Below are 24442 nucleotides of genomic sequence, written 5' to 3' on the forward strand. Positions count from 1 at the left end.
AACCGCGACAATTCCATCGACAGCCGCGTGCCGCAAACGCTGGGCGGTGTCGGCTACGTGCCGCGCAAGGATATCGTGGGCCGCGCCGACCGAGTGCTGTTCTCGTCCGCGGGCCGGTCGATGCTGGCCTTCTGGACATGGCGCAGCGACCGTTTCTTCAAGGCGATCGAGTGAAACTGTCCGCCGATCTTGCCGCCTTTTCGCAGCGTCTTGGCTATCACTTCGTCAAGCCGGAATTGCTGGTGCGGTCGGTGACCCATTCGTCGATGGTCAGCGTCCACCGCGACGACAACCAGCGGCTTGAATTTCTGGGCGACCGCGTGCTGGGTCTGGTGATGGCCGAGGCGCTGCTGAAGGCTGATCCCTCCGCGCCCGAAGGGTTGCTGGCCCCGCGCTACAACGCGCTGGTGCGCCGTGAAACCTGCGCCGATGTCGCACGCCAGATCGACCTTGGCGCGGTCATCAAGCTGGGCCGGTCCGAGATGAAATCGGGTGGCCGCCGCAAGGAAGCCCTGCTGGCCGACGCGATGGAGGCGGTGATCGCCGCGATCTATCAGGACGGCGGGTTTGAGGCCGCGCGCAAGGTTGTGCTGCACCTCTGGGGGGCGCGTGTGACCGATGTCGCCGACGATGCCCGCGACGCCAAGACCGCCTTGCAGGAATGGGCGCAGGCGCGCGGCGAAGCGCCACCCACCTATACCGAAACGGCACGCACTGGACCTGACCACCAGCCTGCCTTTACCATTGCCGTGCAACTGGCCTCTGGCCAGACCGAGACAGCGACCGCAGGGTCGAAACGGCAGGCGGAACAAGCCGCCGCCGCCGCCCTTTTGAAGAAAGTTGACCCATGACCGACGCACCGACCAAAGCGGGCTTTGTCGCCCTGATCGGGGAACCGAACGCGGGCAAGTCCACCCTGCTGAACCGGATGGTCGGCGCCAAGGTGTCCATCGTGACCCACAAGGTCCAGACCACCCGCGCGCGCATTCGCGGTGTCGCGATGGAAGGGCAGGCGCAGCTGATTTTCATCGACACCCCGGGTCTGTTCAAACCGCGCCGCAGGCTGGACCGTGCCATGGTCGCCGCCGCTTGGGGCGGGGCTGCGGATGCCGATGTTGTCGTGCTGATGATCGAGGCCCATCGCGGCATGAGCGAAGGCGTCAAGGCGATTCTTGCCAACCTGCCCGACCGCATGGGCAATACCAAGGTCGCGTTGGCAATCAACAAGATCGACAAGGTGAAATCCGAAAGCCTGCTGGCCCTGACCCGCGACATGAACGAGGCGTTTCCTTTCGCCGAAACCTTCATGATTTCCGCCGAACGCGGGCATGGCTGCGACGCCTTGCGTGCCTGGCTTGTGGAACAGGTGCCTGAAGGCCCGTGGCTTTACCCCGAGGACCAGATCGCCGATCTGCCGATGCGTATGATTGCCGCCGAGATGACCCGCGAAAAGCTGACCCTGCGGCTGCATCAGGAACTGCCCTACGAACTGACCGTCGAGACCGAGAATTGGGAAGAACGCCCCGACGGGTCCGCCCGCATCGACCAGCTGATCTATGTTGCGCGCGACGGCCACAAAGGCATCGTGCTGGGCAAGGGCGGCGAAACGATCAAACAGGTCAGCCAAGCCGCCCGCGCCGAGATCATGGAATTTCTGGGCCGTCCCGTACATCTGTTCCTGCAAGTGAAGGTGCGCCCGAACTGGCTGGAAGAAAAAGAGCGCTATTCCGAAATGGGTCTGGATTTCAAAGACGGCAACGCATGAGATTGACCGCCGACATCTGGGTGTCGGCCTACCTGACAAGGCTGCGTCTGGCGGCGATCCCGGCCTTTGTCGTTGCCCGCGGCGATGCCACGGCGGGGGCGGTGATGGTCAAGCTCAACACGCTCGACGGGCGGGCCTGTTGTTACCAGCGCAGTTTCGATCTGATGACGGGTGATCGCACATGGGTCGTTCTGGCCGAAGGGCCAGAGCGTGATGTCGATCTCTCGATCCAGCGTCAGCGCGGTTTCGACACAGACCTGTGGGTGATCGAGGTCGAGGACAGGGACGGGCGCCATCTGCTGGATCAGGACGGGCTTGCGTGACCTGTTCTTCGGGTTTGTTTGGGAATTGTTAACTTTTGACGCTTATCACATCCCCATGATCCGCGGTTCCCCGCCAACGATCTCGCAAGGTGATTTCCTGTTCAAGCCGGTGATATCACGCAGAGGCAAGACGATATCCAATCGTCTTGCCTCTCTGTTTTTGCGGGGGTCGGACTTGCTTTATCACAGCTTGCATCTTGCCCCGCCAGCGGCTGATATTCCTGCATGACAGATGTTGCCGCATGATTACCTGGTGTGACGAGGCCGCTTTGCTGGCGGCGCGCCCTTTTGGCGAAACTTCGGCGATCATCGAAGTGTTCAGCCCCGTCCATGGCCGTCATGCGGGCGTGGTGCGCGGCGGCACCAGCCGCAAGGTCGCTCCTATGCTGCAACCGGGGGCGCAGCTGACGGTCACATGGTCCGCGCGGCTGGACGATCATCTGGGGTCGTTCACGGTGGAACCTGTCCGGTCGCGCAATGCCGCCGCGATGGGGGATCGTCTGTCGCTGGCGGGGTTGAACGCCGTTTGCGCCCTGCTCGTCATGGTCCTGCCTGAACGCGAGGCGCATCTGCCGCTCTATCACCGCACCATCGGCTTGCTCGACCTGTTGGGCCAGCCCGATGTCTGGCCTTTGGCCTATCTGCGCTGGGAGCAGGCGCTGCTGGAGGAAATGGGGTTCGGCATGGACCTTACCGCCTGTGCAGCCAGCGGCGTGAACGAGGATCTGGCCTTTGTGTCGCCCAAGTCCGGCCGCGCGGTCAGCCGCGATGCGGCGGGTGTCTGGGCGGACAGGTTGCTGCCGCTGCCACCCGTGCTGGCAGGCAAAGGCGATGCGTCAGGGGCCGAGATCGCCAAGGCGCTGGGCACGACGGGGTTTTTCATCGAAAACCGCCTCATCAAAGGCTTGGGCGACCGCCCGATGCCTGCCGCGCGCGCGCGGTTGATCGACGCGATCCTCCGGCAGGACGGCTAGGCGAGCTTTTTGTCGATCAGATAGGCGGCCGTCGCCACGACCGATTTGTTGACCTGCCGCATGCCCCGCCCCAAGGTCGCCATCGCGCGGGCGTTGTCGTATCTGTCCTGCCGCCCCAGCGACGGGACGATCGTGCGGATCGCGGGATCAAACCGCGCGAGCAGCCTGACGATGAAATCGGGTGCAACCCGTGTGACGATCCGGCGCGCGGGATAGGCAGCCTTGATCGCCTGCGCCATGTCCGTGAACCAGATGAAGCGGTCCACCGCCATGATCCGCTGACCATAGGTTTCGGGGCGGTCGATCACGGCCACATGCAATTCGGCCACATCCTGCACATCGACAGCGGCAAAGCCGAAATTCGGCAGCATCGGGTCTTTGCGCCGCAGCATCCGCGCGATCACCCCGACCGAACTGCCATAGCGCGCGTCAAGCGGCGCACCGACCACGAAGCCGGGGTTGATGACTGTCAGCCGCATATCCGGCGCGTCCTGCACCACAAAATCCCACGCCGCCTTTTCAGCCAGCGTCTTGGATTTCGTATAGGCCGTGATCTTGGGGTCGGCGGGGTCGGTCCAGTTGGTCTCACTATAGGCGGTATCGCCCTGCGGCAGGGCCGATCCACTGATCGCGGCGGTCGAGGAGGTCAGCACCACGCGCGCAACTCCCGCCGACTGTGCGGCACGCAAGGCGCGCAAGGTGCCGTCAACGGCAGGGCGGATCAGGTCGTCAGGATTATCAGGTTGGGTAATGGGAAAGGGGGAGGCTGTGTGGACCAGTACATCGACCCCCGCCAGTGCCTTTTCCCAGCCGTCATCGCGGGTCAGGTCGACCTGCGCGAAATCCAGCTTTGCATCGAGGTCGGGCACATGCGGGGCAAGGGCCGCGCGAATGGCCTCACCCCGCGCAGGGTCGCGCAACGTGCCGCGCACGTGATAGCCCGCCTGCAGCAACTGCAAGGCGATGTGTTTGGCGATATAGCCGGAGGCACCCGTCAGCAGGACGATCTTGGGCATGGCGGGTTCCTTTTTGTTTGCGGCTCCCTATCAAGGCCGCTGGCCCCCGACAAGTTCCGCATACATGTTACCCGAGCAAGCGCCGCGCGATCACCTGTGCCTGAATTTCTGCCGCCCCTTCAAAGATGTTCAGGATGCGGGCATCGCAAAGGATGCGGCTGATCTTGTATTCCAGCGCGAAACCGTTGCCACCGTGGATTTGCAGCGCATTGTCCGCACAGGCCCATGCGACGCGCGCGCCCAAGAGCTTGGCCATCCCAGCCTCAAGGTCGCAGCGGCGGTCGTTGTCTTTTTCATGCGCGCTGAAATAGGTCAGCTGCCGCGCGATGGTGATTTCCACCGCCATCATCGCCAGTTTGCCTGCCACGCGGGGGAACGCGATCAGCGCCGCGCCGAATTGCTTGCGGTCCTGCGCATATTGCATGCCGACATCCAGCGCCGATTGCGCCACACCTACGGAGCGCGCGGCGGTCTGGATGCGGGCCGATTCAAAGGTCTGCATCAACTGCTTGAAGCCCTTGCCGGTCTCGCCGCCCAACAGGTTATCGCCTTTGACCATGAAACCGTCGAAGGCGAGTTCATATTCCTTCATCCCGCGATAGCCCAGCACCTCGATCTCGCCGCCGGTCATGCCTGGGGTGGGGAAGGGGTTTTCTTCGGTGCCGGGGATCTTTTCGGCAAGAAACATCGACAACCCGCTGTAATCGGTGGTTGCCGGATCGGTGCGCGCCAGCAGGGTCATCACATGGGTGCGCGTGGCATGGGTGATCCATGTCTTGTTGCCGGTTATTTCCCAGTCGTCGCCGTTTTTGACCGCGCGGGTGCGCAAAGACCCAAGGTCAGAGCCTGTATTGGGTTCGGTGAAAACGGCCGTTGGCAGGATCTCGGCAGAGGCAAGGCCGGGCAGCCAGTGCTGTTTCTGCTCTTCGGTGCCGCCGCAGAGGATCAGTTCGGCGGCGATTTCGGTGCGTGTGGCCAGTGACCCCACACCGATATACCCGCGCGAGAGTTCTTCGGACACCACGCACATCGACGCTTTGGACAGGCCGAAACCGCCGTATTCCTCGGGGATTGTCAGGCCGAACACGCCCATTTCGGCCATCTCGTCGATGATCGACAGCGGGATCAATTCGTCCTTCAGGTGCCAGTCATGTGCATGGGGTTCCACCTTTTCGAGGCTGAAACGCCGGAATTGTGCGCGGATCATCTCCAGCTCTTCATCAAGGCCAGAGGCGCCGACGGTCAGGTTCGCCGCCTGATCCTGCATCAGCTCCACAAGGCGCATCCGCGCGGCCTGCGTGTTGCCCTGCTCACAGAGTGTCATCACGGCGGGGATCATCATCGCGCGCATGTCGTCTTGTGACAGGCCGATATCCTGCGGGCGCATGATCTCCCCCTGGCTCATCGGGATGCCGCCGTAAATTTGCCAGAGGTATTCACCGAATGCGATCTGGTGAATCAACTGCTCAACCTCGCCGAACTTGCCGTCCGCTTGCAAGCGCTGCGCCCAATCCTGCATCTGGTGCAAGGATTGTGCATAGGTCGCAAGCCACGCCAAGCCATGCGCCGCCGTCTGATGCTGGTCGATCAGCGCGCCGGAAACGCGGCCATCGCGGCTGACCTTGGCGCGCACGATATCCTTGGCCTGCGCCAGCACTGTATCGACGGCAGGCAAGGCCGCGCCGGTCAGATGCAGCAGATCGGCAAGGATCGGGCTGGTGGTCAGATGCAGGTCCTGTCCGTCATGGGGCATGGTGAGTCTCCGGTTTGTGTGCAGGTGCAGAGATAGGCACTTTGCAGTCGCAGCGCAATATTAATTCACGAACCGCAACGCCATTGAATGAAAATGTCGCACCCGATTTGGTGATGCCAAGCGTCGCGGAACGGCATATGACGCAGCATGTCACATTTTTTCGCTGTCATCACGCCTGAATTGTTCATCTTCGCTTGTGTCGTCACGTTCCTTGGCGGGTTCGTGAAGGGCGCGGTCGGTTTCGCCATGCCGCTGATCATGGTGTCGGGGATGGGAATCGCCATCGCGCCTGAACTGATCATCGCGGGGATCGTGCTGCCGATCGTGGTCAGCAATATCCTGCAGGTCGCACGCGCGGGTCTGGGACAAGCGCGCGAGGCGGTGGTGGAACACTGGCGCTATATCGCGGCGGTTTGCGTGATGATCCTTGTTTCGGCGCAATTTCTGCGGCGCATTCCGACCGATACGCTGTTCATTGTCTTGGGCGTGCCGGTGGTGATCCTGTGCCTGATCCAGATCGCGGGCTGGCGTCCGGTGATCGCCGCGCGGATGCGGCGTCCGGTCGAATATTTCGCAGGGATCGTGTCCGGTATCCTCGGCGGGCTGACCGGGACTTGGGGGCCACCAACGGTGCTATATCTGCTGGCGCTTGGCACGCCGCGTGACCGGCAGATGTCGGTGCAGGGCGTGATTTACGGACTGGGGTCAGTGATGCTGTTTCTGGGCCATGTGCAATCAGGCGTGCTGAATGCGCAGACATGGCCGTTTTCGGCGGCGTTGGTGGTGCCGGGGATGCTGGGCATGTGGGTCGGGTTCCGGCTCGGCGACCGTTTCGATGCCGACAGGTTCCGGCAGGTCACGCTTTGGGTGCTGGTGATCGCGGGGGTGAACCTGATCCGCCGCGGCGTGATGGGCTAGGACAAAAGGTCGCCGTAACCGCAGGCCTCGGCCAGACCGGGCAAGGCCTGCGGTGGAACAACCTCGAAATCGACCGAAAAGAGTTCCTCGTCCCCAAGAACCGCCGTGAAAGTCCATGTGCCGGTGACGCGTTCGTAATCCTCGTCGAACTGGTAGAACGTCATCGACGGTTCTGTCCCGCTGATCCATGAAGTGTAGCTTTGCCGCGTGACCCCCGCATCGCCCATCGGCGGATGGGTCACGATCATCGTCACACCGGACAGCCCGTCGGGGTCAGCGGCCTGCGCCTTGACGCCAAAGCCGATCCCGATCACGGCGGGCACCTGCGTGATCTCGGCGATAAAGGGCGGGGTTTCTTCGATCAGATGCGTGCTGCCGGCGATCGTGTCGGGCGCCGGTGCAGAGCCGACGACAGGTGGCCCGCAAACGACGCCTGCGCGCAGCGAGGCGATGACGCCTTGCGCGACAGCGACGGGCGGCAGCGACAGGCAGACGAGGAAGGCGAACATCAGGCGCATAGTGTAACCATAGCCTGATGCGCCGCGGTGTCGAGATCGTCGTAAGGTGGAAAAGGTTCCACCATACCCGTGTCAGCCGATGGCTGCGGCTTTCACATCGTCATCGATAAAAGGCACATATTTGGCGAAATTGTCGCTGAACATGCCGACAAGCTTGGCCGCCTGCGCGTCATAGGCCGCCGCATCCGCCCAGGTCGCCCGCGGGTCGAGCAGTTTGGGGTCTAGCCCGTCCACCGCCACCGGTACTTCGAACCCGAAATGCGGATCTTTGCGGAAGGTGCTTTCGATCAGCGTGCCGTCCAGCGCCGCCGCCAGCAGGGCGCGTGTCGCCTTGATCGGCATCCGGCTGCCGGTGCCATAGGCGCCGCCGGTCCAGCCGGTGTTCACCAGCCAGCAGGTGGCCCCATGGCTTGCGATCTTGGAGCGCAGAAGGTTGCCGTAAACTTCCGGCCTGCGCGGCATGAAAGGTGCGCCGAAACAGGTGCTGAAGGTCGGTTCCGGTTCGGTCACGCCACGTTCGGTGCCAGCGACCTTGGAGGTGAAGCCCGACAGGAAGTGATACATCGCCTGCGCCGGTGTCAACCGCGCAATGGGGGGCAGCACGCCGAAGGCATCACAGGTCAACATGATGATGTTCTTGGGATGCCCACCCAGCGCCGTTTCCGACGCGTTCGAGATGTAATTCAGCGGATAGGCACAGCGCATGTTCGCGGTCAGGCTGTCATCCTCGAAATCAAGCTCAAACGTTTCAGGATCGAACACCATGTTTTCGATCACGGTATGCGGCATGAAACAGGTGGCGTAGATATCCGGTTCCGCTTCGGCGCTTAGGTTGATGGTCTTGGCATAGCAGCCGCCTTCGAAATTGAAGGTGCCGCGATCCGACCAGCCGTGTTCGTCATCGCCGATCAGCACGCGGCTGGGGTCGGCGGACAGCGTGGTCTTGCCGGTGCCGGACAGTCCAAAGAACACGGCCGTATCGACAGGATTGCCGGGTGCATGGTTGGCGCTGCAATGCATCGGCATGATGCCTTTTTCAGGCAGCAGGTAGTTCAGCAGGGTAAACACCGATTTCTTGTTCTCGCCCGCGTATTCCGTGCCGCCGATCAGGATCAGCTTGCGGTCGAAATTCAGCGCGATCACCGTATCGGTCCGGCAGCCGTGGCGCGCGGGGTCCGCCTTGAAGCTGGGGCAGTTGATGATCGTGAATTCGGGTGCGAACGCGGCCAGTTCGCTGGCATCGGGGCGGCGCAGCAGGTGGCGGATGAACAACCCGTGCCATGCCAGTTCCGTCACCACGCGCACATCCAGCCGGTGGGCCGGATCGGCCCCCCCGAACAGGTCCTGCACATGATAGGTGCCGCCCTGCATATGCGCGATCATATCGGCATAAAGGGCGTCGAATTTCGCAGGCTCCATCGGGGCGTTGTTATCCCACCAGATCGTGTTTTCGACCGACGGGGTGCGCACGACGAATTTGTCCTTGGGCGACCGGCCGGTATGCTTGCCCGTGGTCACCAGAAGGCTGCCACCCTTGCCTGTGACACCTTCACCAGCGGCCACAGCCGCGTCGTGCAATTCTGCGGCAGAGCTGTTGTAATACACATAACCCAGCCCTGTGATGCCTTGATGCTCAAGCTTCATCGTCGGGTTGACCGTACCTTGGTCCATGGGTTCGCTCCTTTTAGAATTGGCAATCACGCCTGCGATAGATGTCCATAACACCAAGCTTTCCTGCCTTCATAGAGGGGCGAACGGACGTTAGCGCAACCAAATGCATGTTAGCGCAACCATTGCTGGCCGATCGGCCCCATGCGTCGGGCCATGGCGGGCTGGCATGGCAAAATTGAACCAATTACGGCAAATTTGTGGCGCCAATTTCTTTGGGGATTGATTCGCCTAGATAAAAGGCGGAAAATCATGTAGTTGTTATGAGTTCACTGAAATGCATAGAGGTAAGACACCCATGTCGAGAATCGCACTGGTTGACGACGACCGCAATATCCTGACCTCTGTAGCGATGACGCTGGAAGCCGAAGGGTTCGAGGTCGAGACCTATAACGACGGGCAGGCTGCATGGGACGCGTTCAACAAACGCATGCCGGATATGGCCGTGCTCGACATCAAGATGCCGCGGATGGACGGGATGGACCTGTTGCAGCGGCTGCGGCAGAAAACCTCCATGCCGGTTATTTTCCTGACCTCCAAGGACGACGAGATCGACGAGGTTCTGGGTCTGCGGATGGGCGCGGACGATTACGTCAAAAAGCCGTTTTCACAGCGCCTGCTGGTCGAACGGATCCGGTCGCTGTTGCGGCGTCAGGATGCCATCGCTGGCGAAGAGATCGAAGAAACCGAAGAGACCAAGATCATGGTTCGCGGTGATCTGGTGATGGACCCGTTGCGCCATGCGGTAAAATGGAAAGGTCAGGATGTATCGCTGACCGTGACCGAATTCCTGCTGTTGCAGGCGCTGGCGCAGCGCCCCGGTTTCGTCAAAAGCCGCGATCAGTTGATGGATGTGGCCTATGATGATCAGGTCTATGTCGATGACCGTACCATCGACAGCCATATCAAACGTCTTCGCAAGAAGATGCGTAATACCGATGACGAGTTTTCCGCGATCGAGACATTGTATGGAATTGGTTACCGTTACAACGAAGACTAGGGCATGAGTTCCGCCCCCAAAATCGACGTGCGCGACCTGCGGTCTGTCCGCAAGGCGGCGTTGTCGCCTGATCTTGTTTTGGGTGAGGATTGGGTTGAACCTGACGCCACGCGCGACGGCGCGACCTACATCAATGCGCCCAAACGCGGGATCATCGCGCTGCGCAAGTCGCCGATCGCGCGCAAGATCGTCGTTTTCAACCTGATCGCCATGTTCATCATGATCGCGGGGGTGCTTTATCTCAACTCCTCGCGCGACAGTCTGGTGTTTCAACGCGCCAACGGATTGATCTACGAAGCCCAGCTGATCGCGGATGTGTTTGAAGCACAGATGCCAAGCGTGGCACCTGTCAACCTTGTCACCGCTGACGGGATCAACCCTGCCGAGACACTTGCGGGCCTCAACCTGCGCGGCGGGCTGGAAGTGTCGGTGTTCGCGCCGGATGCTACCCTTGTTGCGCGCACGACGGGTCCGTTGACGCAGGCAGAAATTGCCGATCTTGACGCGCAGATCGGCCAGACCGTGATCACCGATTTTCTGGGGTCGCTGACCGGGGGGCTGTTTGGCCTGTTCGACAGTGCAGAAGCCGCGCCACGGCAGGAAGTGCTGGCGCGCGCATCACCCGCGCTTGTCGATGCCGCCATGCAGGGCAATACCCAGCTCAACATCACCGAAGTCGGGGGGGGGTCGGTTTTCGTCGTCTTCACGCCGATCCTGCGCAACGGTGAGCCCATCGGCGTGATCGCGGCTGCCACAGCGGCGGGCGAGGTCGACAGCCTTGTGCGGCGCGAACGCGAAGAGGTATTGCGCCTTTTGTTCATCGGTATCGCGGTCAGTATCGGGCTCAGCCTTGTTCTTGCCTCGACCATCGCCAACCCGCTCGCCGATCTCGCGACCGCCGCCGAGGCCAGCCACCAGAAGAACGCGCGCAAGATGTCGCCCGTCCGTGTGCGCATTCCCGACCTGACGGCCCGACCGGACGAGATCGGCCGCCTGTCCGGTGCCTTGCGCGGCATGGTCTCCGCTCTTTACGAGCGGATCGAAAGCAACGAACAGTTCGCAGCTGATGTCGCCCATGAAATCAAAAACCCGCTTGCGTCGCTGCGTTCGGCCGTCGGTACGATGCGCATCGCGAAACGGGAGGATCAGCGCGAACGTATGCTCGAAGTGATCGAACATGATGTCAAACGGCTTGACCGTCTGGTCAGTGACATCTCGAACGCGTCGCGGCTCGACAGCGAACTGGTCAAGGAAGAAGAGGAAACCTTTGACCTGATCAACATGCTGCGAAATGTGAACGACTACCTCGGTAAAGATGCAGAGGCCCGCGGCATTAATTTCGTCACCGATGTGCCGCAGGCGCCGATCATGGTGCAGGGTCTTGAAGGGCGCTTGGCGCAGGTCTTTGTCAACCTGATCACCAATGCGATTTCCTTCTGTGAAAAAGGCGACGCGATCCGTGTCTGGACCCGCACCCGCGAAAACCGCGTGCTTGTGGTGGTCGAAGACACAGGACCGGGTATCCCCGACGATGCGCTGCGCAAGATTTTCCAGCGCTTCTATTCCGAACGCCCTGCTGGCCAGTTCGGCAACAATTCCGGCCTTGGCCTTGCCATCTCCAAACAGATCGTCGAGGCGCATGGCGGCGTGATCTGGGCCGAGAATATCCGCCCCACTGATGCCGATCCCACGTCTGAACCCGCTGGCGCAAGGTTTGTCGTCGGACTGCCCTTGTAAAGGATCGCCATGACGCAGCCTGAAACGCGTCACGGCACCTGTGTGGCTTGGGACGACCGCGGGGTGCTGATCCTCGGGGCCGCAGGCCGGGGCAAATCAGCGCTGGCCTTGTACCTGATGGCGCTGGGCGGCACCTTGGTCGCTGATGACAGGGTGGTGTTGCAGGCGGACGGGGGCAGGCTGGTGGCGACGTGTCCGCCCGCCATCGCCGGGCTGATCGAGGCGCGTGGCGTGGGTATCCTGAACGCCGCCTGTCAGGCGCGCGCCACTGTGGCGCTGGTCGTCGATCTGGACAGGACCGCCGATCAGCGCCTGCCGGACCGCGCGTCTACACGCATATGTGGCTGCGATATTCCCTTGATTAAACGCATCGACGGGCCACATTTCGCCGCAATCATTGTGCAAATCCTCAAGGCAGGCTGGAGCGACCGATGACAGACACCCCACGCATAGTGCCCACGACGGTCCTTGTGACCGGGCCGTCAGGTGCGGGCCGGTCAACCGCGATCAACGCGCTCGAGGATCTGGGCTACGAGGTGATCGACAACCTGCCCCTGTCTCTGTTGCCGCGCCTGCTGGACGGGCCCCCGCCCAGCCGCCCGCTCGCACTGGGCCTTGACGTGCGCAACCGCGATTTCGGCACCGATGCGCTGATCGCGACCATCGACCAGTTGGCCGCGCGCAGCGATCAGGTGATGCAGGTCCTGTATCTGGACGCCGCCGAGGAAGAGCTGGTCAAACGCTATTCCGAAACCCGCAGGCGGCATCCGCTCGCCCCTGCGGGGCCGCCGCTCGCTGGGATCGCCCGCGAACGCGACCTGTTGGTTCCCGTGCGCAGCCGCGCCGATGTGCTGATCGATACGACGGGCCTGTCGCCGCATGACCTGCGCGCCGAAATCGACCGCTGGTTCGCCACCGCCGAGGGGCGCAATCTGGGGGTCACGCTGCATTCGTTTTCCTACAAACGCGGGTTGCCGCGCGGTATGGATATCGTCATGGACTGCCGTTTCCTGCGCAACCCGCATTGGGATGCCGATCTGCGCGCGCGTGACGGGCGCGATGGCGATGTCGCGGCCTATGTCGCTGCCGATCCGCGATTCGATGACTTCTTCGGTCGGGTGAAAGCGCTGATCGATCTGGTCCTGCCCGCACATAAGGACGAAGGCAAAAGCCACCTTTCAATCGGTTTTGGCTGTACCGGAGGGCAACACCGTTCCGTCATGATCGTCGAACAGATGGCACAGGCCCTTGCGAAAGACGGGTGGCATGTGTCTAAACGGCATCGAGAGATGGAAAGGCACGACACATTGGTCAGCAAGGAACGACAGGCTTGATCGGGATCGTCATCGTCGCACATGGCGGGCTGGCGCGGGAATACCTGTCCGCCGTGGAACATGTCGTGGGCCAACAGCCCGGCATGGTCAGCATCGCTATCGGGCCGGATGACGACCGCGCGCTGAAACAGGCCGAAATCTGCGATGCGGCCGATTCCGTCGACACGGGCGCGGGCGTGATCATTGTGACCGATATGTTCGGCGGATCGCCCTCGAACCTGTCGCTGCGCGCCTGCAGCCCCGCCAACCGCAAGATCCTTTACGGGGCGAACCTGCCGATGCTGATCAAGCTTGCCAAATCGCGCAAACGCTCTGTGCCCGACGCCGCCGAAGCCGCGATTGCAGCGGCGCATAAATACATCAACAGCCACAACGGCGGCATATCCCAATGACGACAGCGGTTCTGAAGATCGAGAATATCAAGGGCCTGCATGCCCGCGCCTCGGCCAAGCTGGTCGAGGTCGTCGAAAGCTTCGACGCCGAGGCCACCGTGCGCAAGGATGGCGAAAGCGCCAGCGGCGACAGCATCATGGGTCTGTTGATGCTCGCCGCGTCCGTCGGCACCTATATCGAGGTCGAAACCCGCGGGCCGGACGCCGAACCGCTGCTTGCGGCCATCACGGCGCTGGTCGCCGACAAGTTCGGCGAAGGCGACTGACAGCCCAAAGCCCCCATCGTTCGAGCCGAAATATCCGCGCCGGAGGCATAGAATCTTTTCTGGAACGGCGCGGTTCAGCGCGTCGGCACTGGAGTATCGCCGCGGTAATCATAAAACCCGCGCTGCGTCTTGCGACCCAGCCAACCGGCTTCGACGTATTTCGTCAGCAAGGGGCAGGGGCGGTATTTGGTATCGGCCAGCCCGTCATGCAGCACGTTCATGATCGCAAGGCAGGTATCCAGCCCGATGAAATCGGCCAGTTCCAGCGGCCCCATCGGATGGTTCGCCCCCAGTTTCAGCGATGTGTCGATCGACTGCACCGAACCCACGCCTTCGTATAGCGTATAGATCGCCTCGTTGATCATCGGCATCAGGATGCGGTTGACGATGAAGCCGGGGAAATCCTCTGAGGCGGTGCTGGTCTTGCCCAACCGTTCCACGACTTCCTGACAGGCGCGGAAGGTCGGCTCGTCCGTGGCGATCCCACGGATCAGCTCGACCAGCTGCATGATCGGCACGGGGTTCATGAAATGGAACCCCATGAAGCGTTCGGGCCGGTCTGTGCGCGACGCCAGCCGCGTGATCGAGATGGACGATGTGTTCGATGTCAGGATCGTGTCGGGTTTCAGATGCGGCACAAGATCCTCGAAAATCGCGGCCTTGATCGTTTCGCGTTCGGTCGCGGCTTCGATGATCAGGTCGCTGTCGCCCAGATCGGTCAGCGTCTGGGTCGAGGCGATCCGGCGCATCGCCTGCGCCTTGGTATCGGCGGTGATGATCTCGCGCGTGACCTGCCGTTCGAGGTTGCGGTCGATTTGCGCGAGGGCGGCTGCCAGCGCATCGGCGCTGACATCGGTCAGAAGCACGTCATAACCCGCCACGGCAAAGACATGGGCAATGCCGTTGCCCATCTGTCCCGCACCCACAATTCCCACACGTTCGATCGCCATGACTTTTCCTTTACAGGTTCCGTAGCACCATAGGCCGCTGCACGGGCTGGCTTCAAGCCGGACAGATGCAGCAAATTTGCCTGAAATCCAACCATTAGCGATTTCGCAAAACAATTGCGCGAATCTGGCGTCGAATGACAGCACCGGGAACCAAGATGCGGCAAGAATCGATAGACATGGGCGATCTGTCCTATGCGCCCTGTCGTTATGGCAATTCGCGCATTCTGTTCCGTGGTCCGCGTAAACCGCTCGACCGTCCGTATATCGCCTTTATCGGCGGTACGGAAACCTATGGCAAATTCATCGAAAAGCCCTTTCCCACGCTGGTCGAAACGGCCTTGCGGCAGACATGTGTGAACTTTGGCTGCGTGAACGGCGGGATCGATGCCTTTGTGAATGACCCCACGATCATGGAAATCTGCCATGCCGCCGACATGACCGTGGTGCAGGTGCTGGGAGCGAACAACCTGTCGAACCGGTTTTATTCGGTGCATCCGCGCCGCAACGACAGGTTTCTGCGCGCGTCAACCGTGTTGCAGGCGATCTATCCCGAGGTGGATTTCACCGAATTTTCGTTCACCCGCCATCTGCTTGGCCGCCTGTTCGACATCTCGCCGGAACGGTTCGATATCGTCGTCCACGAATTGCGCCAGGCCTGGCTCGCGCGGATGCAGAACATGCTGCGCCAGATCGGCCCGCACAGCATGTTGCTGTGGTTCTCGGATGAACCGCTGGACGATACACCTTGGGCGGACCGACCGGGGCAGTTGCAGACCGACCCGCTTTTTGTCACCGCCGCAATGATCGACACGCTGCGCCCCTTGGTCAAATCGGTCGTCGTTGCCAACCCGTCGGAACTGGCGCTGGGGCAGGGTACGATGGGGATGCATTACCCCCCGTCTCAGCAATCCGTCGCGGCCGAAATGCTGGGCGTGCGTTGCCATGCAGAAGCCGCGACCAAGCTGATCACCGCCCTACGGGATGAATTGTTCTCGATCTGACATGCAAAAGGGGCCGGCGATGACCGCCGACCCCTTCGAGAACACGTCAGACTGGCGTCAGAGCTTACCTGTCAACTCCGGCAAGGCATCGAACAGGTCGGCGACAAGGCCGTAATCGGCGACCTGAAAGATCGGCGCTTCTTCGTCCTTGTTGATGGCCACAATGATCTTGCTGTCCTTCATCCCGGCAAGGTGCTGGATCGCACCGGAAATGCCGACAGCGACATAGAGATCAGGCGCGACAACCTTGCCGGTCTGCCCGACCTGCCAGTCATTGGGCGCATAGCCGCTGTCCACGGCGGCGCGCGACGCGCCGACGGCAGCACCCAGCTTGTCGGCCAGTTTCTCGATCAGGGCGAAATCGGCCTGCGAGCCCAGCCCGCGCCCGCCGGAGACGACCACACCTGCCGATGTCAGTTCTGGCCGGTCAGAGGCTGCGACCTTGTCCTCGACCCATTCCGACAGACCGGGGTTGCCCGCGGCACCGATCATTTCCACGGCAGCGGACCCGCCCATGCCTGCGGCCTCGAAACCCGCGGTGCGGATCGTCATCACCTTGGTCGCGTCGGACGATTTGACGGTCTGGATCGCGTTGCCGGCATAGATCGGACGCTCGAACGTGTCGGCATCAACGATGCCCGTCACTTCGGAAATCACCATCACATCGAGCAAGGCCGCGACGCGCGGCATGACGTTTTTCGCATCTGTCGTGCCGGGGGCAGCGATATGGGTGTAATCGCCTGCCAGCGACACGATCAGGTCGGCGGTCGGTTCCGCCAAGCGATGACCCAAGGCGGGGTCCTCGGCACAAAGCACGCGCGCGACACCGTCGATCTTTGCCGCCTCATCCGCAGCCGCACGGGCCGAGGCACCGGCGCAGAGAACGGTCACATCGCCCAAGGCGCGGGCCGCTGTTACGGCTTTTGCGGTCGCATCGACGGCCAAGGTGCCATCGGTCACTTCACCAATCAACAGAACAGCCATTACACAGCCCCCGCTTCTTTGAGTTTCTCGACCAGTTCGTCCACCGATTTCACCATGATGCCCGCTTTGCGCGTGCCCGGTTCGACGGTTTTCACCACGCTCAGGCGCGGTGTGATATCGACGCCGTAATCGGCCGGTGTCTTTTCATCCAAAGGCTTTTTCTTGGCCTTCATGATGTTGGGCAAGGATGCATAGCGTGGTTCGTTCAGGCGCAGATCGACGCTGATGATCGTGGGCATCTTGACCTTGATGGTCTGCAAGCCGCCGTCCACTTCGCGTGTCACGGTCGCATGGTCGCCGTCGATGCTGACCTCGGAGGCGAATGTCGCCTGTGACCAGCCGAGCAGCGCGGACAGCATCTGCCCTGTCGCGTTCATGTCGTTGTCGATGGCCTGCTTGCCGCAGATCACCAGACCGGGGTTTTCTTCCTTGACCACAGCGGCAAGGATTTTCGCAACGGCGAGGGGTTCGATATCCTGATGCACGTCGTCGCTAGCCACGACGAGGATGGCGCGGTCAGCCCCCATCGCGAGGGCAGTGCGCAGCGTTTCCTGCGCCTGCTTGACGCCGATGGACACGGCCACGACCTCTTCGACCTTGCCCGCTTCGCGCAGGCGGATCGCCTCTTCGACGGCGATTTCGTCGAAAGGGTTCATGGACATTTTGACATTGGCAAGATCGACACCGGAACCATCCGCCTTGACGCGGACCTTCACGTTATAGTCGATCACGCGCTTGACAGGTACGAGCACCTTCATCTGCGTTTCTCCCATAGAATTCATCATGTGGTCTGATGCAGTAGTTAGCCGTTGCGGCGGGGTGACAACAGTGCAAAATCGACGCGGCAGGTGTCAGGGACGCCACGTTCTTGACGCGCACGTCAAGCAAGGTGGGGTCAAACCCACCCTAGCTCAGCGATTTGCCCCCGGAATCCACAGCACATCGGCGCGTCCGTCGTCATTGGCGATACGCGACGCCTGAAAGAACCAGTCCGACAGCCGGTTGAGGTATTTCGCCGCCGCGGGATTGACCGCCTCGGACCGGGCCAGTTCCACCGTCAGCCGTTCGGCGCGGCGTGACACTGTCCGGCAGAGGTGCAGATGCGCGGCCAGCGCCGATCCGCCCGGCAACACGAAACTGCGCAGGGGTTCGACCTTGGCGGTCATCGCGTCGATCTGGCTTTCCAGTCGCGCGACTTGCGCATCGCTCATGCGCAACACGGTATGGCCAGCCTCGCCGTCACGTTCCATGTCGGGGCGGCACAGGTCTGCGCCCAGATCGAACAGATCGTTCTGGATCATCGCCAGATAGGTGTCCATCTCGCCGGTCGCATGCAGGCGCGCCATCCCGACGGTGGCGTTAGTTTCATCCACCGTGCCATAGGCGTTCACCCGCAGCGCGTATTTTGCCACGCGGTCGCCATTGCCCAGCGCCGTTTCACCCGCATCGCCGGTTTTCGTATAGATCTTGTTCAGCACCACCATGTGGTCAGCCCCCTTGTCCGCGCAGATAAACGAATAGCAAGATCAACAGTACGGCCACGAATTGCGCACCGATCCGCCAGCGCATGATCTTGTTGGCATTCTTGCGATAGAATTCGCCGCCCTTGCCGAAGGACCCGACGCCCAACACCAAGATGCCGAGCACCAGCAAAACCGAGACGGCGACCAGCCAGAAAAGTGGATCGTTGGCCATGATTGACTTCCTTTGATCTTGTCAGCGCGACCTAGCGCCACGCAGCGCGATAGCAAACCCCTAACTGCGCAACAGCACCGCATCAAGCAACCGCGTCGGCAGCATCCGCCGCATCAGCCCTGCCATATAGGTGGGTCGCGTGACATAATAGCGCGGTTTCGGGTTGGGCGCCGTCACCGCATGCAGCAGTTTGGCGGTGACCGCACTAGCGGGCAGTTCGAACCGGTCTGGCCCGCTATCGGTGTAAAGCCGCCCGAGCAGGGATTTATAGTCATCCGCCCGCGCCGATTTTTCCCAGTCGATCCAGCGCTCGAAATGGGGAATCGCGTTCTTCCGGATATCCGACGTGATCGGCCCGGGTTCGATCAGGATTACCTTGATCCCGGTGCCCGCCATTTCCAGCCGCAGCACATCGCTTAGCCCTTCGAGCGCAAATTTACTCGCGACATAGGCCCCCCGCCACGGGATGCCGACCAGCCCCAGCACCGACGAACAATTCACGATCCGCCCATGCCCCTGCGCGCGCATCACGGGTATTACCGCGCGCGTCAGCGCGTGCCAGCCAAAGAAATTCGTCTCGAACAAGGCGCGCAATCCATCAACCGGTAGATCCTCGACAGCGCCCGGCAGCGCATAGGCGCCGTTGTTATACAGCGCATCAAGCGTGCCACCCGTCGCCGCCAGCACCTCGGCCAGACCTGCGGCGATACTGGCTTCGTCGGTATAGTCGATACGCGGGCTCTCGAACCCGAGCCCCGCCAGCCGCGCGCAATCCTCGGCCTTGCGGCAGGACGCGAATACGCGCCAGCCCGCAGCGCGCAAGCCCTGCGCCGCGTCAAGCCCGATACCTGACGAGGCACCTGTGATCAGGATGGATTTCTGCACCATGGCGCAGCTTTGACGAATGCCGGACGAAAGGGCAAGCGGCCCCGCATCGCCATTTCCCCGCTTTACGGGTGAATCCTTGATCGCTACACGACAAACCATGAGTGATGAGAACGAGACCGCCCCCGGCCCCAATGACGTGACCGAATCGCTGCGCAGCGCGATCGGCGACCGCTATCTGACCTATGCACTGTCCACGATCATGCACCGCGCGCTGCCCGATGCGCGCGACGGTCTGAAACCGGTCCACCGCCGTATCCTTTATGCGATGTCGCGGTTGCGGCTGTCGCCCACGGGCGGGTTCTTGAAATCCGCCAAGATCAGCGGCGACACGATGGGTGATTTCCACCCGCATGGCGATGCCGCGATCTATGACGCGATGGCGCGTCTCGCGCAGGATTTCAACGTCCGCTATCCGCTGGTGGACGGGCAGGGGAACTTTGGCAATATCGACGGCGACAACCCCGCCGCCTCCCGCTACACCGAGGCGCGCATGACCGCCGCCGCCGAGGCGCTGCTCGAAGGTCTGTCCGAGGATGCCGTCGATTTCCGCGACAATTACGATGGCCGCCTGACCGAACCCAGCGTGCTGCCTGCCAGTTTCCCCAACCTGCTGGCCAACGGGTCCAGCGGCATTGCCGTCGGCATGGCCACGAATATCCCGCCGCACAACCTGCACGAACTGATCGACGCCTGCCTGCATCTGATCAAATCGCCCGGTGCGGCGGATGACAGCCTGCTGACCCATATCCTTGGCCCTGATTTCCCCACGGGCGGCGTGATCGTCGAGCCGCCCGAGAATATGGCCGAAGCGTATCGCACGGGACGCGGGTCGTTCCGTCTGCGCGCCAAATGGGAGGTCGAGGATCTGGGCCGCGGCCAATGGCAGATCGTCGTGACCGAGATCCCCTATCAGGTGCAGAAGTCGAAACTGATCGAGAAACTGGCCGAGGTGATCCAGACCAAGAAGGTCCCGCTGCTGGCTGACGTGCGCGACGAAAGCGCCGAGGATGTGCGCGTCGTGCTCGAACCGCGCGCGCGGTCGGTCGACCCCGAAATGCTGATGGGCATGCTGTTCCGCAACTCTGATCTGGAAATCCGGTTCAGCCTCAACATGAACGTGCTGATCGACGGGCTGACGCCCAAGGTCTGTTCTCTTAAAGAAGTGCTCCGCGCTTTCCTCGACCACCGCCGCGATGTGCTCTTGCGTCGCTCGCGTCACCGGCTGGGCAAGATCGACCACCGGCTCGAGGTCCTCGAAGGGTTCATCATCGCCTTCCTGCATCTGGATCGGGTGATCGACATCATCCGCTATGACGACGACCCCAAATCCGCCCTGATGGCCGAGGATTGGGCGCATCCGCACGTCCGCGCGACATCCGAAAAGGATTACGTCGGGCCAAAAGCCACCGACCCCGAAATCGCCCTGACCGAAGTGCAGGCCGAGGCGATCCTGAACATGCGTCTGCGGTCGCTGCGCCGACTGGAAGAACTCGAACTGATCGCCGAACGCGACGCGCTGGCCGCCGAACGCGCGGGCATCGTCGCGCTGCTGGGTGACGAGGCGCTGCAATGGGCGCGGATCGCGGATGAATTGCGCGAAACCCGCAAACAATTCGGCCGCACCAGCCCCGGCGGCGCGCGGCGCACGCAATTCGCGCTGGCTGCTGAAGTGGCCGATGTCCCGATCGAGGCGATGATCGACCGCGAGCCGATCACTGTGGTCTGTTCGCAGATGGGCTGGGTGCGCGCGATGACGGGCCATATCGATCTGACCCGCGAATTGAAATTCAAGGACGGCGACGCCGCCCGTTTCACCTTTCACGCCGAAACCACCGACAAATTGCTGGTCTTTGGCGCCAACGGGCGATTCTACACGGTGTCGGCCGCCAACCTGCCGGGCGGGCGCGGCATGGGCGAACCTTTGCGCCTGATGATCGACCTGCCGAACGAGGCGGAAATCATCGACATCCTGATCCACAAACCAGGTGAAAAGCTGCTGGTTGCCTCGACCGACGGCAACGGCTTTGTCGTGCCCGAGACCGAGGTGGTGGCCCAGACCCGCGCCGGCAAACAGGTTCTCAACCTTGGCGACAGCACGGCGCGGCTGTGCAAGCGCATCACCGGTGATCATGTCGCCGTAGTGGGCGAAAACCGCAAGGTCTTGGTCTTCGGCATCGACGAGTTGCCCGAAATGACCCGTGGCAAGGGCGTGCGCCTGCAGAAATACAAGGACGGCGGGCTGTCGGATGCCACGACCTTCACGCTGGCGGACGGGCTGACATGGCTTGACCCCGCAGGGCGCACGCGGACGCAATCCGATCTAGAGGAATGGATTGGCAAGCGCGCCAGTGCGGGGCGGATGGCACCACGCGGCTTCCCGCGTGACAACCGCTTCACCTGATCATCGTCCGAGCCCAAACATCCCCGCCGGAGGCATAAAAGTCAAAAGCAGCGCGCAGGCCGCATTGCGCTTGATTTCCCGTCCGTTTCCCAATACATCGCCCGCGATGCTGAAACGGGTCACCTCGGCCCCTCTGAAATTAAGGTCCTGAAGAATGGCAAAGGCAAAGTTTGAACGTAACAAGCCGCACGTGAACATCGGCACGATCGGCCACGTTGACCACGGCAAGACGACGCTGACCGCAGCGATCACGAAGTATTTCGGCGAATTCCGCGCCTATGACCAGATCGACGGCGCGCCCGAAGAGAAGGCACGTGGCATCACGATCTCGACCGCGCACGTCGAATACGAATCCGAAGCCCGTCACTACGCCCACGTCGACTGCCCCGGCCACGCCGACTATGTGAAGAACATGATCACCGGTGCCGCCCAGATGGACGGCGCGATCCTCGTGGTGAATGCCGCTGACGGCCCGATGCCGCAGACTCGCGAGCACATCCTGCTGGGCCGTCAGGTCGGCATTCCCTACATGGTCGTCTATATGAACAAGGTCGATCAGGTGGATGACGCCGAACTGCTCGAACTGGTCGAGATGGAAATCCGCGAACTGCTGTCGAAGTACGACTACCCAGGCGACGACATCCCCGTCATCCCCGGCTCGGCACTGGCAGCCATGGAAGGCCGCGACCCCGAGATCGGCGAGAACTCGATCCGCAAGCTGATCGCGGCTGTCGACGAATACATCCCGACGCCAGCACGCGCGGTTGACCTGCCGTTCCTGATGCCAATCGAGGACGTGTTCTCGATCTCCGGTCGTGGTACGGTTGTGACCGGTCGCGTGGAACGCGGGATCATCAACGTGGGCGACGAAATCGAAATCGTCGGTATCCGCGACACCAAGAAAACGACCTGCACAGGCGTGGAAATGTTCCGCAAACTGCTGGACAGCGGTCAGGCTGGCGACAACATTGGCGCCCTGCTGCGCGGTGTGGACCGTGAAGGCGTGGAGCGCGGCCAGGTGCTGTGCAAGCCCGGTTCGGTCAAGCCACACACCAAGTTCGAAGCAGAAGCCTATATTCTGACCAAAGAAGAAGGTGGCCGTCACACGCCGTTCTTCGCGAACTACCGCCCGCAGTTCTACTTCCGCACAACGGACGTGACCGGCACGGTTGTGCTGCCTGAAGGCACCGAAATGGTGATGCCGGGCGACAACCTGAAGTTCGAAGTCGAGCTGATCGCGCCGATCGCGATGGAAGACGGCCTGCGTTTCGCCATCCGCGAAGGCGGCCGCACCGTCGGCGCCGGCGTCGTGTCGAAGATCCTGCTCTAAGTACTGGTAGGGCGGGGTTCGCCCCGCCTGACACCAAACAAAAGGCCGCCCCAAAAGGGCGGCCTTTTTGTCTTGCAGGGCTTTTCAAGCGCATGCACCCCCGCTACTTTGCCTGCGATCAATGGAGGCACCGATGGATCATACCTTGTTCTGAAACAACGTCGTTCCAGCACAAAGGTATCCCAATGCCCTACTTTCCTGACCCATCGACACGTTATCCTGTCCGTCTGCCGAATGGCGCTGCCCATCAGGGCACCGTGTTCCTGTCTGCCGTTATCGACCATCCGCGCATCAGCACCGGTGCCTACAGCTATGCCAGCGCCCATGTCCCGCCGCAGGACTGGGCGGCACAGCTTGCCCCCTATCTTTACGACTTCTCGCCCGAGCGCCTGAGGATCGGCAAGTTTTGTCAGATCGCGGATGGCGTGACCTTTGTCACCGCTTCGGCCAATCATCGGCACGACGGGTTTTCCAGCTTTCCTTTCGGTATCTTCACGGGGGGCGGGTCGGACAGCCCCTCGATGCCCGGACCGGGGCCTGACACGGTGATCGGGCATGATGTCTGGATCGGGCAGGGCGCCACGATCCTGCCGGGTGCCAAGATCGGCAATGGCGTCATCGTGGGTGCACGGGCTGTCGTTGGTGGGAGCATCCCAGATTACACCATCGTGGCGGGCAACCCCGCCCGCGTCATCCGGCAGCGATTTGCGCCGGAGGTGATCGCCGCGCTCAACAGGATTAGCTGGTGGGACTGGGACATCGACCGGATCACCACGCATGAAGCCGCGATTGTCGGGGCCGATCTTGCGGCGCTGGAAAAGGCCGCTAGCGGCTGATCAGCGCGTCGGCCCGCGCGGTTGTCGTATCCATGAAGCGGCGCATCTCCTCGCGCAGTGCTTCGCGGGTGGCATCATCCGGCTTGCGCGGGATCGCCCCGTCGAACCGCGCGAACACGACAGCCCCGCGTCCGAACATCCGTGGCACCAGCATCCGGTCCCACGTCTCGAGCCTGCGGCCGCGCGTCGTGGTGAAAGCATAGCAAAAGACCGGCACACCCGTCACGCGCGCCCATTCCAGTGGTGCATCCTTGACCTGATGCGCGGGACCCAGCGGGCCATCGCCGGTCATCCCGATGCTGACACCTTCTCGCACGCGTTTGAGCACGATCCGTGACGCCGCGAGATTGGAGGTCTTGCGCGACATCTGGATGGATTGCAGCCCGACACGGCGTTGCAGCGCACCCGACACCCGCCCGATGGGCGAGGCGTCGTAAAGGCTCGACAGCGGGCCGTCGGCCACAGGCCAGTGCAGCGCGCCCATCACCGACCGGCTGTGCCACATCACCAAGAGTACCGGACCCTGCGCCAAGGCCGCGCGCAGATCATCCAGCCCTTCGACCTGCCAGCGGGTCGTGCGGTTGCACAGTGCCAGATACCCCCCGGCAAGCCATGCCAGCACAGAGGCGACGCGTTCCGATTTTTCGATCCGTCTGCGCAGGGACAAAAGGTGGCCTTTCGGTTTCGTCTTGC

General features: G+C 62.0%; 27 protein-coding genes and 1 pseudogene. 17 read left to right on the forward strand and 11 right to left on the reverse strand.

What is annotated here, in order from left to right; translation table 11 throughout:
* The 6 genes and pseudogenes from VCK47_RS12275 to recO all read left to right on the forward strand — a co-directional run.
* Positions 1 to 174 (forward strand): annotated as a pseudogene (locus tag VCK47_RS12275) (S26 family signal peptidase); the annotation flags it as partial.
* On the forward strand, positions 171 to 851 hold the full coding sequence (gene rnc / locus VCK47_RS12280) for a ribonuclease III (protein WP_322890572.1): 681 nt from the start codon (positions 171 to 173) through the stop codon (positions 849 to 851). The pseudogene VCK47_RS12275 and the gene rnc, both read left to right, overlap by 4 nt.
* Complete coding sequence (gene era, locus VCK47_RS12285) at positions 848 to 1765, forward strand: GTPase Era (RefSeq protein WP_322890571.1); 918 nt, start codon at positions 848 to 850, stop codon at positions 1763 to 1765. Before rnc ends, era begins: the two co-directional genes overlap by 4 nt.
* A complete protein-coding gene (locus VCK47_RS12290) occupies positions 1762 to 2088 on the forward strand; it encodes a DUF1491 family protein (RefSeq protein WP_322890570.1) in 327 nt (108 codons plus the stop codon). Before era ends, VCK47_RS12290 begins: the two co-directional genes overlap by 4 nt.
* A complete protein-coding gene (locus tag VCK47_RS12295) occupies positions 2081 to 2317 on the forward strand; it encodes a hypothetical protein (RefSeq protein ID WP_322890569.1) in 237 nt (78 codons plus the stop codon). The genes VCK47_RS12290 and VCK47_RS12295 overlap by 8 nt, the downstream gene beginning before the upstream one ends.
* A 13-nt stretch (positions 2318 to 2330) precedes the next feature.
* Positions 2331 to 3062, forward strand: a complete 732-nt coding sequence (recO, locus tag VCK47_RS12300; RefSeq protein WP_322890568.1) for a DNA repair protein RecO — start codon at positions 2331 to 2333, stop codon at positions 3060 to 3062.
* On the opposite strand, the gene VCK47_RS12305 is transcribed toward recO, so the two are convergent.
* Together VCK47_RS12305 and VCK47_RS12310 are read right to left on the reverse strand one after the other, a co-directional pair.
* Positions 3059 to 4078 (reverse strand): aldehyde reductase, encoded by a 1020-nt coding sequence (locus VCK47_RS12305; RefSeq protein WP_322890567.1) that lies wholly within the window; start codon positions 4076 to 4078, stop codon positions 3059 to 3061. The genes recO and VCK47_RS12305 overlap by 4 nt on opposite strands.
* Positions 4079 to 4145: 67 nt before the next feature.
* A complete protein-coding gene (locus tag VCK47_RS12310) occupies positions 4146 to 5831 on the reverse strand; it encodes an acyl-CoA dehydrogenase family protein (protein WP_322890566.1) in 1686 nt (561 codons plus the stop codon).
* 147 nt (positions 5832 to 5978) lie between these two features.
* On the opposite strand from VCK47_RS12310, the gene VCK47_RS12315 reads away from it, so the two are divergent.
* On the forward strand, positions 5979 to 6749 hold the full coding sequence (locus VCK47_RS12315) for a sulfite exporter TauE/SafE family protein (RefSeq protein ID WP_322890565.1): 771 nt from the start codon (positions 5979 to 5981) through the stop codon (positions 6747 to 6749).
* Here VCK47_RS12315 and VCK47_RS12320 read toward each other — a convergent pair.
* Together VCK47_RS12320 and VCK47_RS12325 are read right to left on the reverse strand one after the other, a co-directional pair.
* The gene (locus tag VCK47_RS12320; protein WP_322890564.1) at positions 6746 to 7267 is read right to left on the reverse strand and encodes a DUF3859 domain-containing protein; all 522 of its coding nucleotides are present in this window, start codon (positions 7265 to 7267) and stop codon (positions 6746 to 6748) included. The genes VCK47_RS12315 and VCK47_RS12320 overlap by 4 nt on opposite strands.
* A gap of 72 nt (positions 7268 to 7339) precedes the next feature.
* Entirely contained in the window at positions 7340 to 8938 is a 1599-nt protein-coding gene (locus tag VCK47_RS12325; RefSeq protein ID WP_322890563.1) for a phosphoenolpyruvate carboxykinase, read from the reverse strand.
* 295 nt (positions 8939 to 9233) lie between these two features.
* Between VCK47_RS12325 and VCK47_RS12330 the strand changes: the two genes are divergently transcribed.
* Genes VCK47_RS12330 through VCK47_RS12355 form a run of 6 tightly spaced genes read left to right on the forward strand, consistent with a single transcriptional unit; the run spans position 9234 to position 13664 of the window.
* Entirely contained in the window at positions 9234 to 9935 is a 702-nt protein-coding gene (locus VCK47_RS12330) for a response regulator transcription factor (RefSeq protein WP_322890562.1), read from the forward strand.
* 3 nt (positions 9936 to 9938) lie between these two features.
* Positions 9939 to 11672, forward strand: a complete 1734-nt coding sequence (locus VCK47_RS12335; protein ID WP_322890561.1) for a sensor histidine kinase — start codon at positions 9939 to 9941, stop codon at positions 11670 to 11672.
* A 9-nt stretch (positions 11673 to 11681) separates the two neighbouring features.
* Complete coding sequence (locus VCK47_RS12340) at positions 11682 to 12107, forward strand: HPr kinase/phosphatase C-terminal domain-containing protein (RefSeq protein ID WP_322890560.1); 426 nt, start codon at positions 11682 to 11684, stop codon at positions 12105 to 12107.
* Positions 12104 to 13006: an RNase adapter RapZ gene (rapZ, locus tag VCK47_RS12345; protein WP_322890559.1), complete on the forward strand. Its 903-nt coding sequence runs from the start codon at positions 12104 to 12106 to the stop codon at positions 13004 to 13006. Before VCK47_RS12340 ends, rapZ begins: the two co-directional genes overlap by 4 nt.
* Entirely contained in the window at positions 13003 to 13398 is a 396-nt protein-coding gene (locus VCK47_RS12350; protein WP_322890558.1) for a PTS fructose transporter subunit IIA, read from the forward strand. The genes rapZ and VCK47_RS12350 overlap by 4 nt, the downstream gene beginning before the upstream one ends.
* On the forward strand, positions 13395 to 13664 hold the full coding sequence (locus VCK47_RS12355) for an HPr family phosphocarrier protein (RefSeq protein ID WP_322890557.1): 270 nt from the start codon (positions 13395 to 13397) through the stop codon (positions 13662 to 13664). Before VCK47_RS12350 ends, VCK47_RS12355 begins: the two co-directional genes overlap by 4 nt.
* A 74-nt stretch (positions 13665 to 13738) precedes the next feature.
* Here VCK47_RS12355 and VCK47_RS12360 read toward each other — a convergent pair whose 3' ends face one another.
* Positions 13739 to 14614 (reverse strand): 3-hydroxybutyryl-CoA dehydrogenase, encoded by an 876-nt coding sequence (locus tag VCK47_RS12360; protein ID WP_322890556.1) that lies wholly within the window; start codon positions 14612 to 14614, stop codon positions 13739 to 13741.
* 155 nt (positions 14615 to 14769) lie between these two features.
* Between VCK47_RS12360 and VCK47_RS12365 the strand changes: the two genes are divergently transcribed.
* Complete coding sequence (locus VCK47_RS12365; protein ID WP_322890555.1) at positions 14770 to 15615, forward strand: DUF6473 family protein; 846 nt, start codon at positions 14770 to 14772, stop codon at positions 15613 to 15615.
* Positions 15616 to 15672: 57 nt separating this feature from the next.
* Here the strand turns inward: VCK47_RS12365 and VCK47_RS12370 are convergent, their stop codons facing one another.
* The 5 genes from VCK47_RS12370 to VCK47_RS12390 form a co-directional block, all read right to left on the reverse strand.
* The gene (locus tag VCK47_RS12370) at positions 15673 to 16599 is read right to left on the reverse strand and encodes an electron transfer flavoprotein subunit alpha/FixB family protein (RefSeq protein WP_322890554.1); all 927 of its coding nucleotides are present in this window, start codon (positions 16597 to 16599) and stop codon (positions 15673 to 15675) included.
* Entirely contained in the window at positions 16599 to 17357 is a 759-nt protein-coding gene (locus tag VCK47_RS12375) for an electron transfer flavoprotein subunit beta/FixA family protein (protein WP_322890553.1), read from the reverse strand. The genes VCK47_RS12370 and VCK47_RS12375 overlap by 1 nt, the downstream gene beginning before the upstream one ends.
* A gap of 153 nt (positions 17358 to 17510) precedes the next feature.
* Positions 17511 to 18083, reverse strand: a complete 573-nt coding sequence (locus tag VCK47_RS12380; RefSeq protein WP_322890552.1) for a cob(I)yrinic acid a,c-diamide adenosyltransferase — start codon at positions 18081 to 18083, stop codon at positions 17511 to 17513.
* Positions 18084 to 18087: 4 nt separating this feature from the next.
* A complete protein-coding gene (locus VCK47_RS12385; protein WP_322890551.1) occupies positions 18088 to 18294 on the reverse strand; it encodes a twin transmembrane helix small protein in 207 nt (68 codons plus the stop codon).
* A 60-nt stretch (positions 18295 to 18354) separates the two neighbouring features.
* Positions 18355 to 19182 carry an SDR family NAD(P)-dependent oxidoreductase gene (locus tag VCK47_RS12390; protein ID WP_322890550.1) on the reverse strand — a complete coding sequence of 276 codons (828 nt, stop codon included), beginning with the start codon at positions 19180 to 19182 and terminating at the stop codon, positions 18355 to 18357.
* 97 nt (positions 19183 to 19279) lie between these two features.
* Here VCK47_RS12390 and VCK47_RS12395 point away from each other — a divergent pair, with 97 nt between their 5' ends.
* The 3 genes from VCK47_RS12395 to VCK47_RS12405 all read left to right on the forward strand — a co-directional run bounded on the left by VCK47_RS12395 (position 19280) and on the right by VCK47_RS12405 (position 23749).
* A complete protein-coding gene (locus tag VCK47_RS12395) occupies positions 19280 to 21583 on the forward strand; it encodes a DNA topoisomerase IV subunit A (RefSeq protein WP_322890549.1) in 2304 nt (767 codons plus the stop codon).
* Positions 21584 to 21737: 154 nt separating this feature from the next.
* Positions 21738 to 22913, forward strand: a complete 1176-nt coding sequence (gene tuf, locus VCK47_RS12400) for an elongation factor Tu (protein ID WP_322890548.1) — start codon at positions 21738 to 21740, stop codon at positions 22911 to 22913.
* Between the two features lie 185 nt (positions 22914 to 23098).
* Positions 23099 to 23749 (forward strand): CatB-related O-acetyltransferase, encoded by a 651-nt coding sequence (locus VCK47_RS12405; protein ID WP_322890547.1) that lies wholly within the window; start codon positions 23099 to 23101, stop codon positions 23747 to 23749.
* Here the strand turns inward: VCK47_RS12405 and VCK47_RS12410 are convergent.
* Positions 23739 to 24416, reverse strand: coding sequence for a lysophospholipid acyltransferase family protein (locus VCK47_RS12410; protein ID WP_322890546.1), 678 nt, complete (start codon positions 24414 to 24416; stop codon positions 23739 to 23741). The genes VCK47_RS12405 and VCK47_RS12410 overlap by 11 nt on opposite strands.
* Between the last annotated feature and the right edge of the window lie 26 nt (positions 24417 to 24442).

Origin of the sequence: Yoonia sp. 72 (assembly GCF_034652275.1) — a bacterium.
Taxonomy (GTDB): domain Bacteria; phylum Pseudomonadota; class Alphaproteobacteria; order Rhodobacterales; family Rhodobacteraceae; genus Yoonia.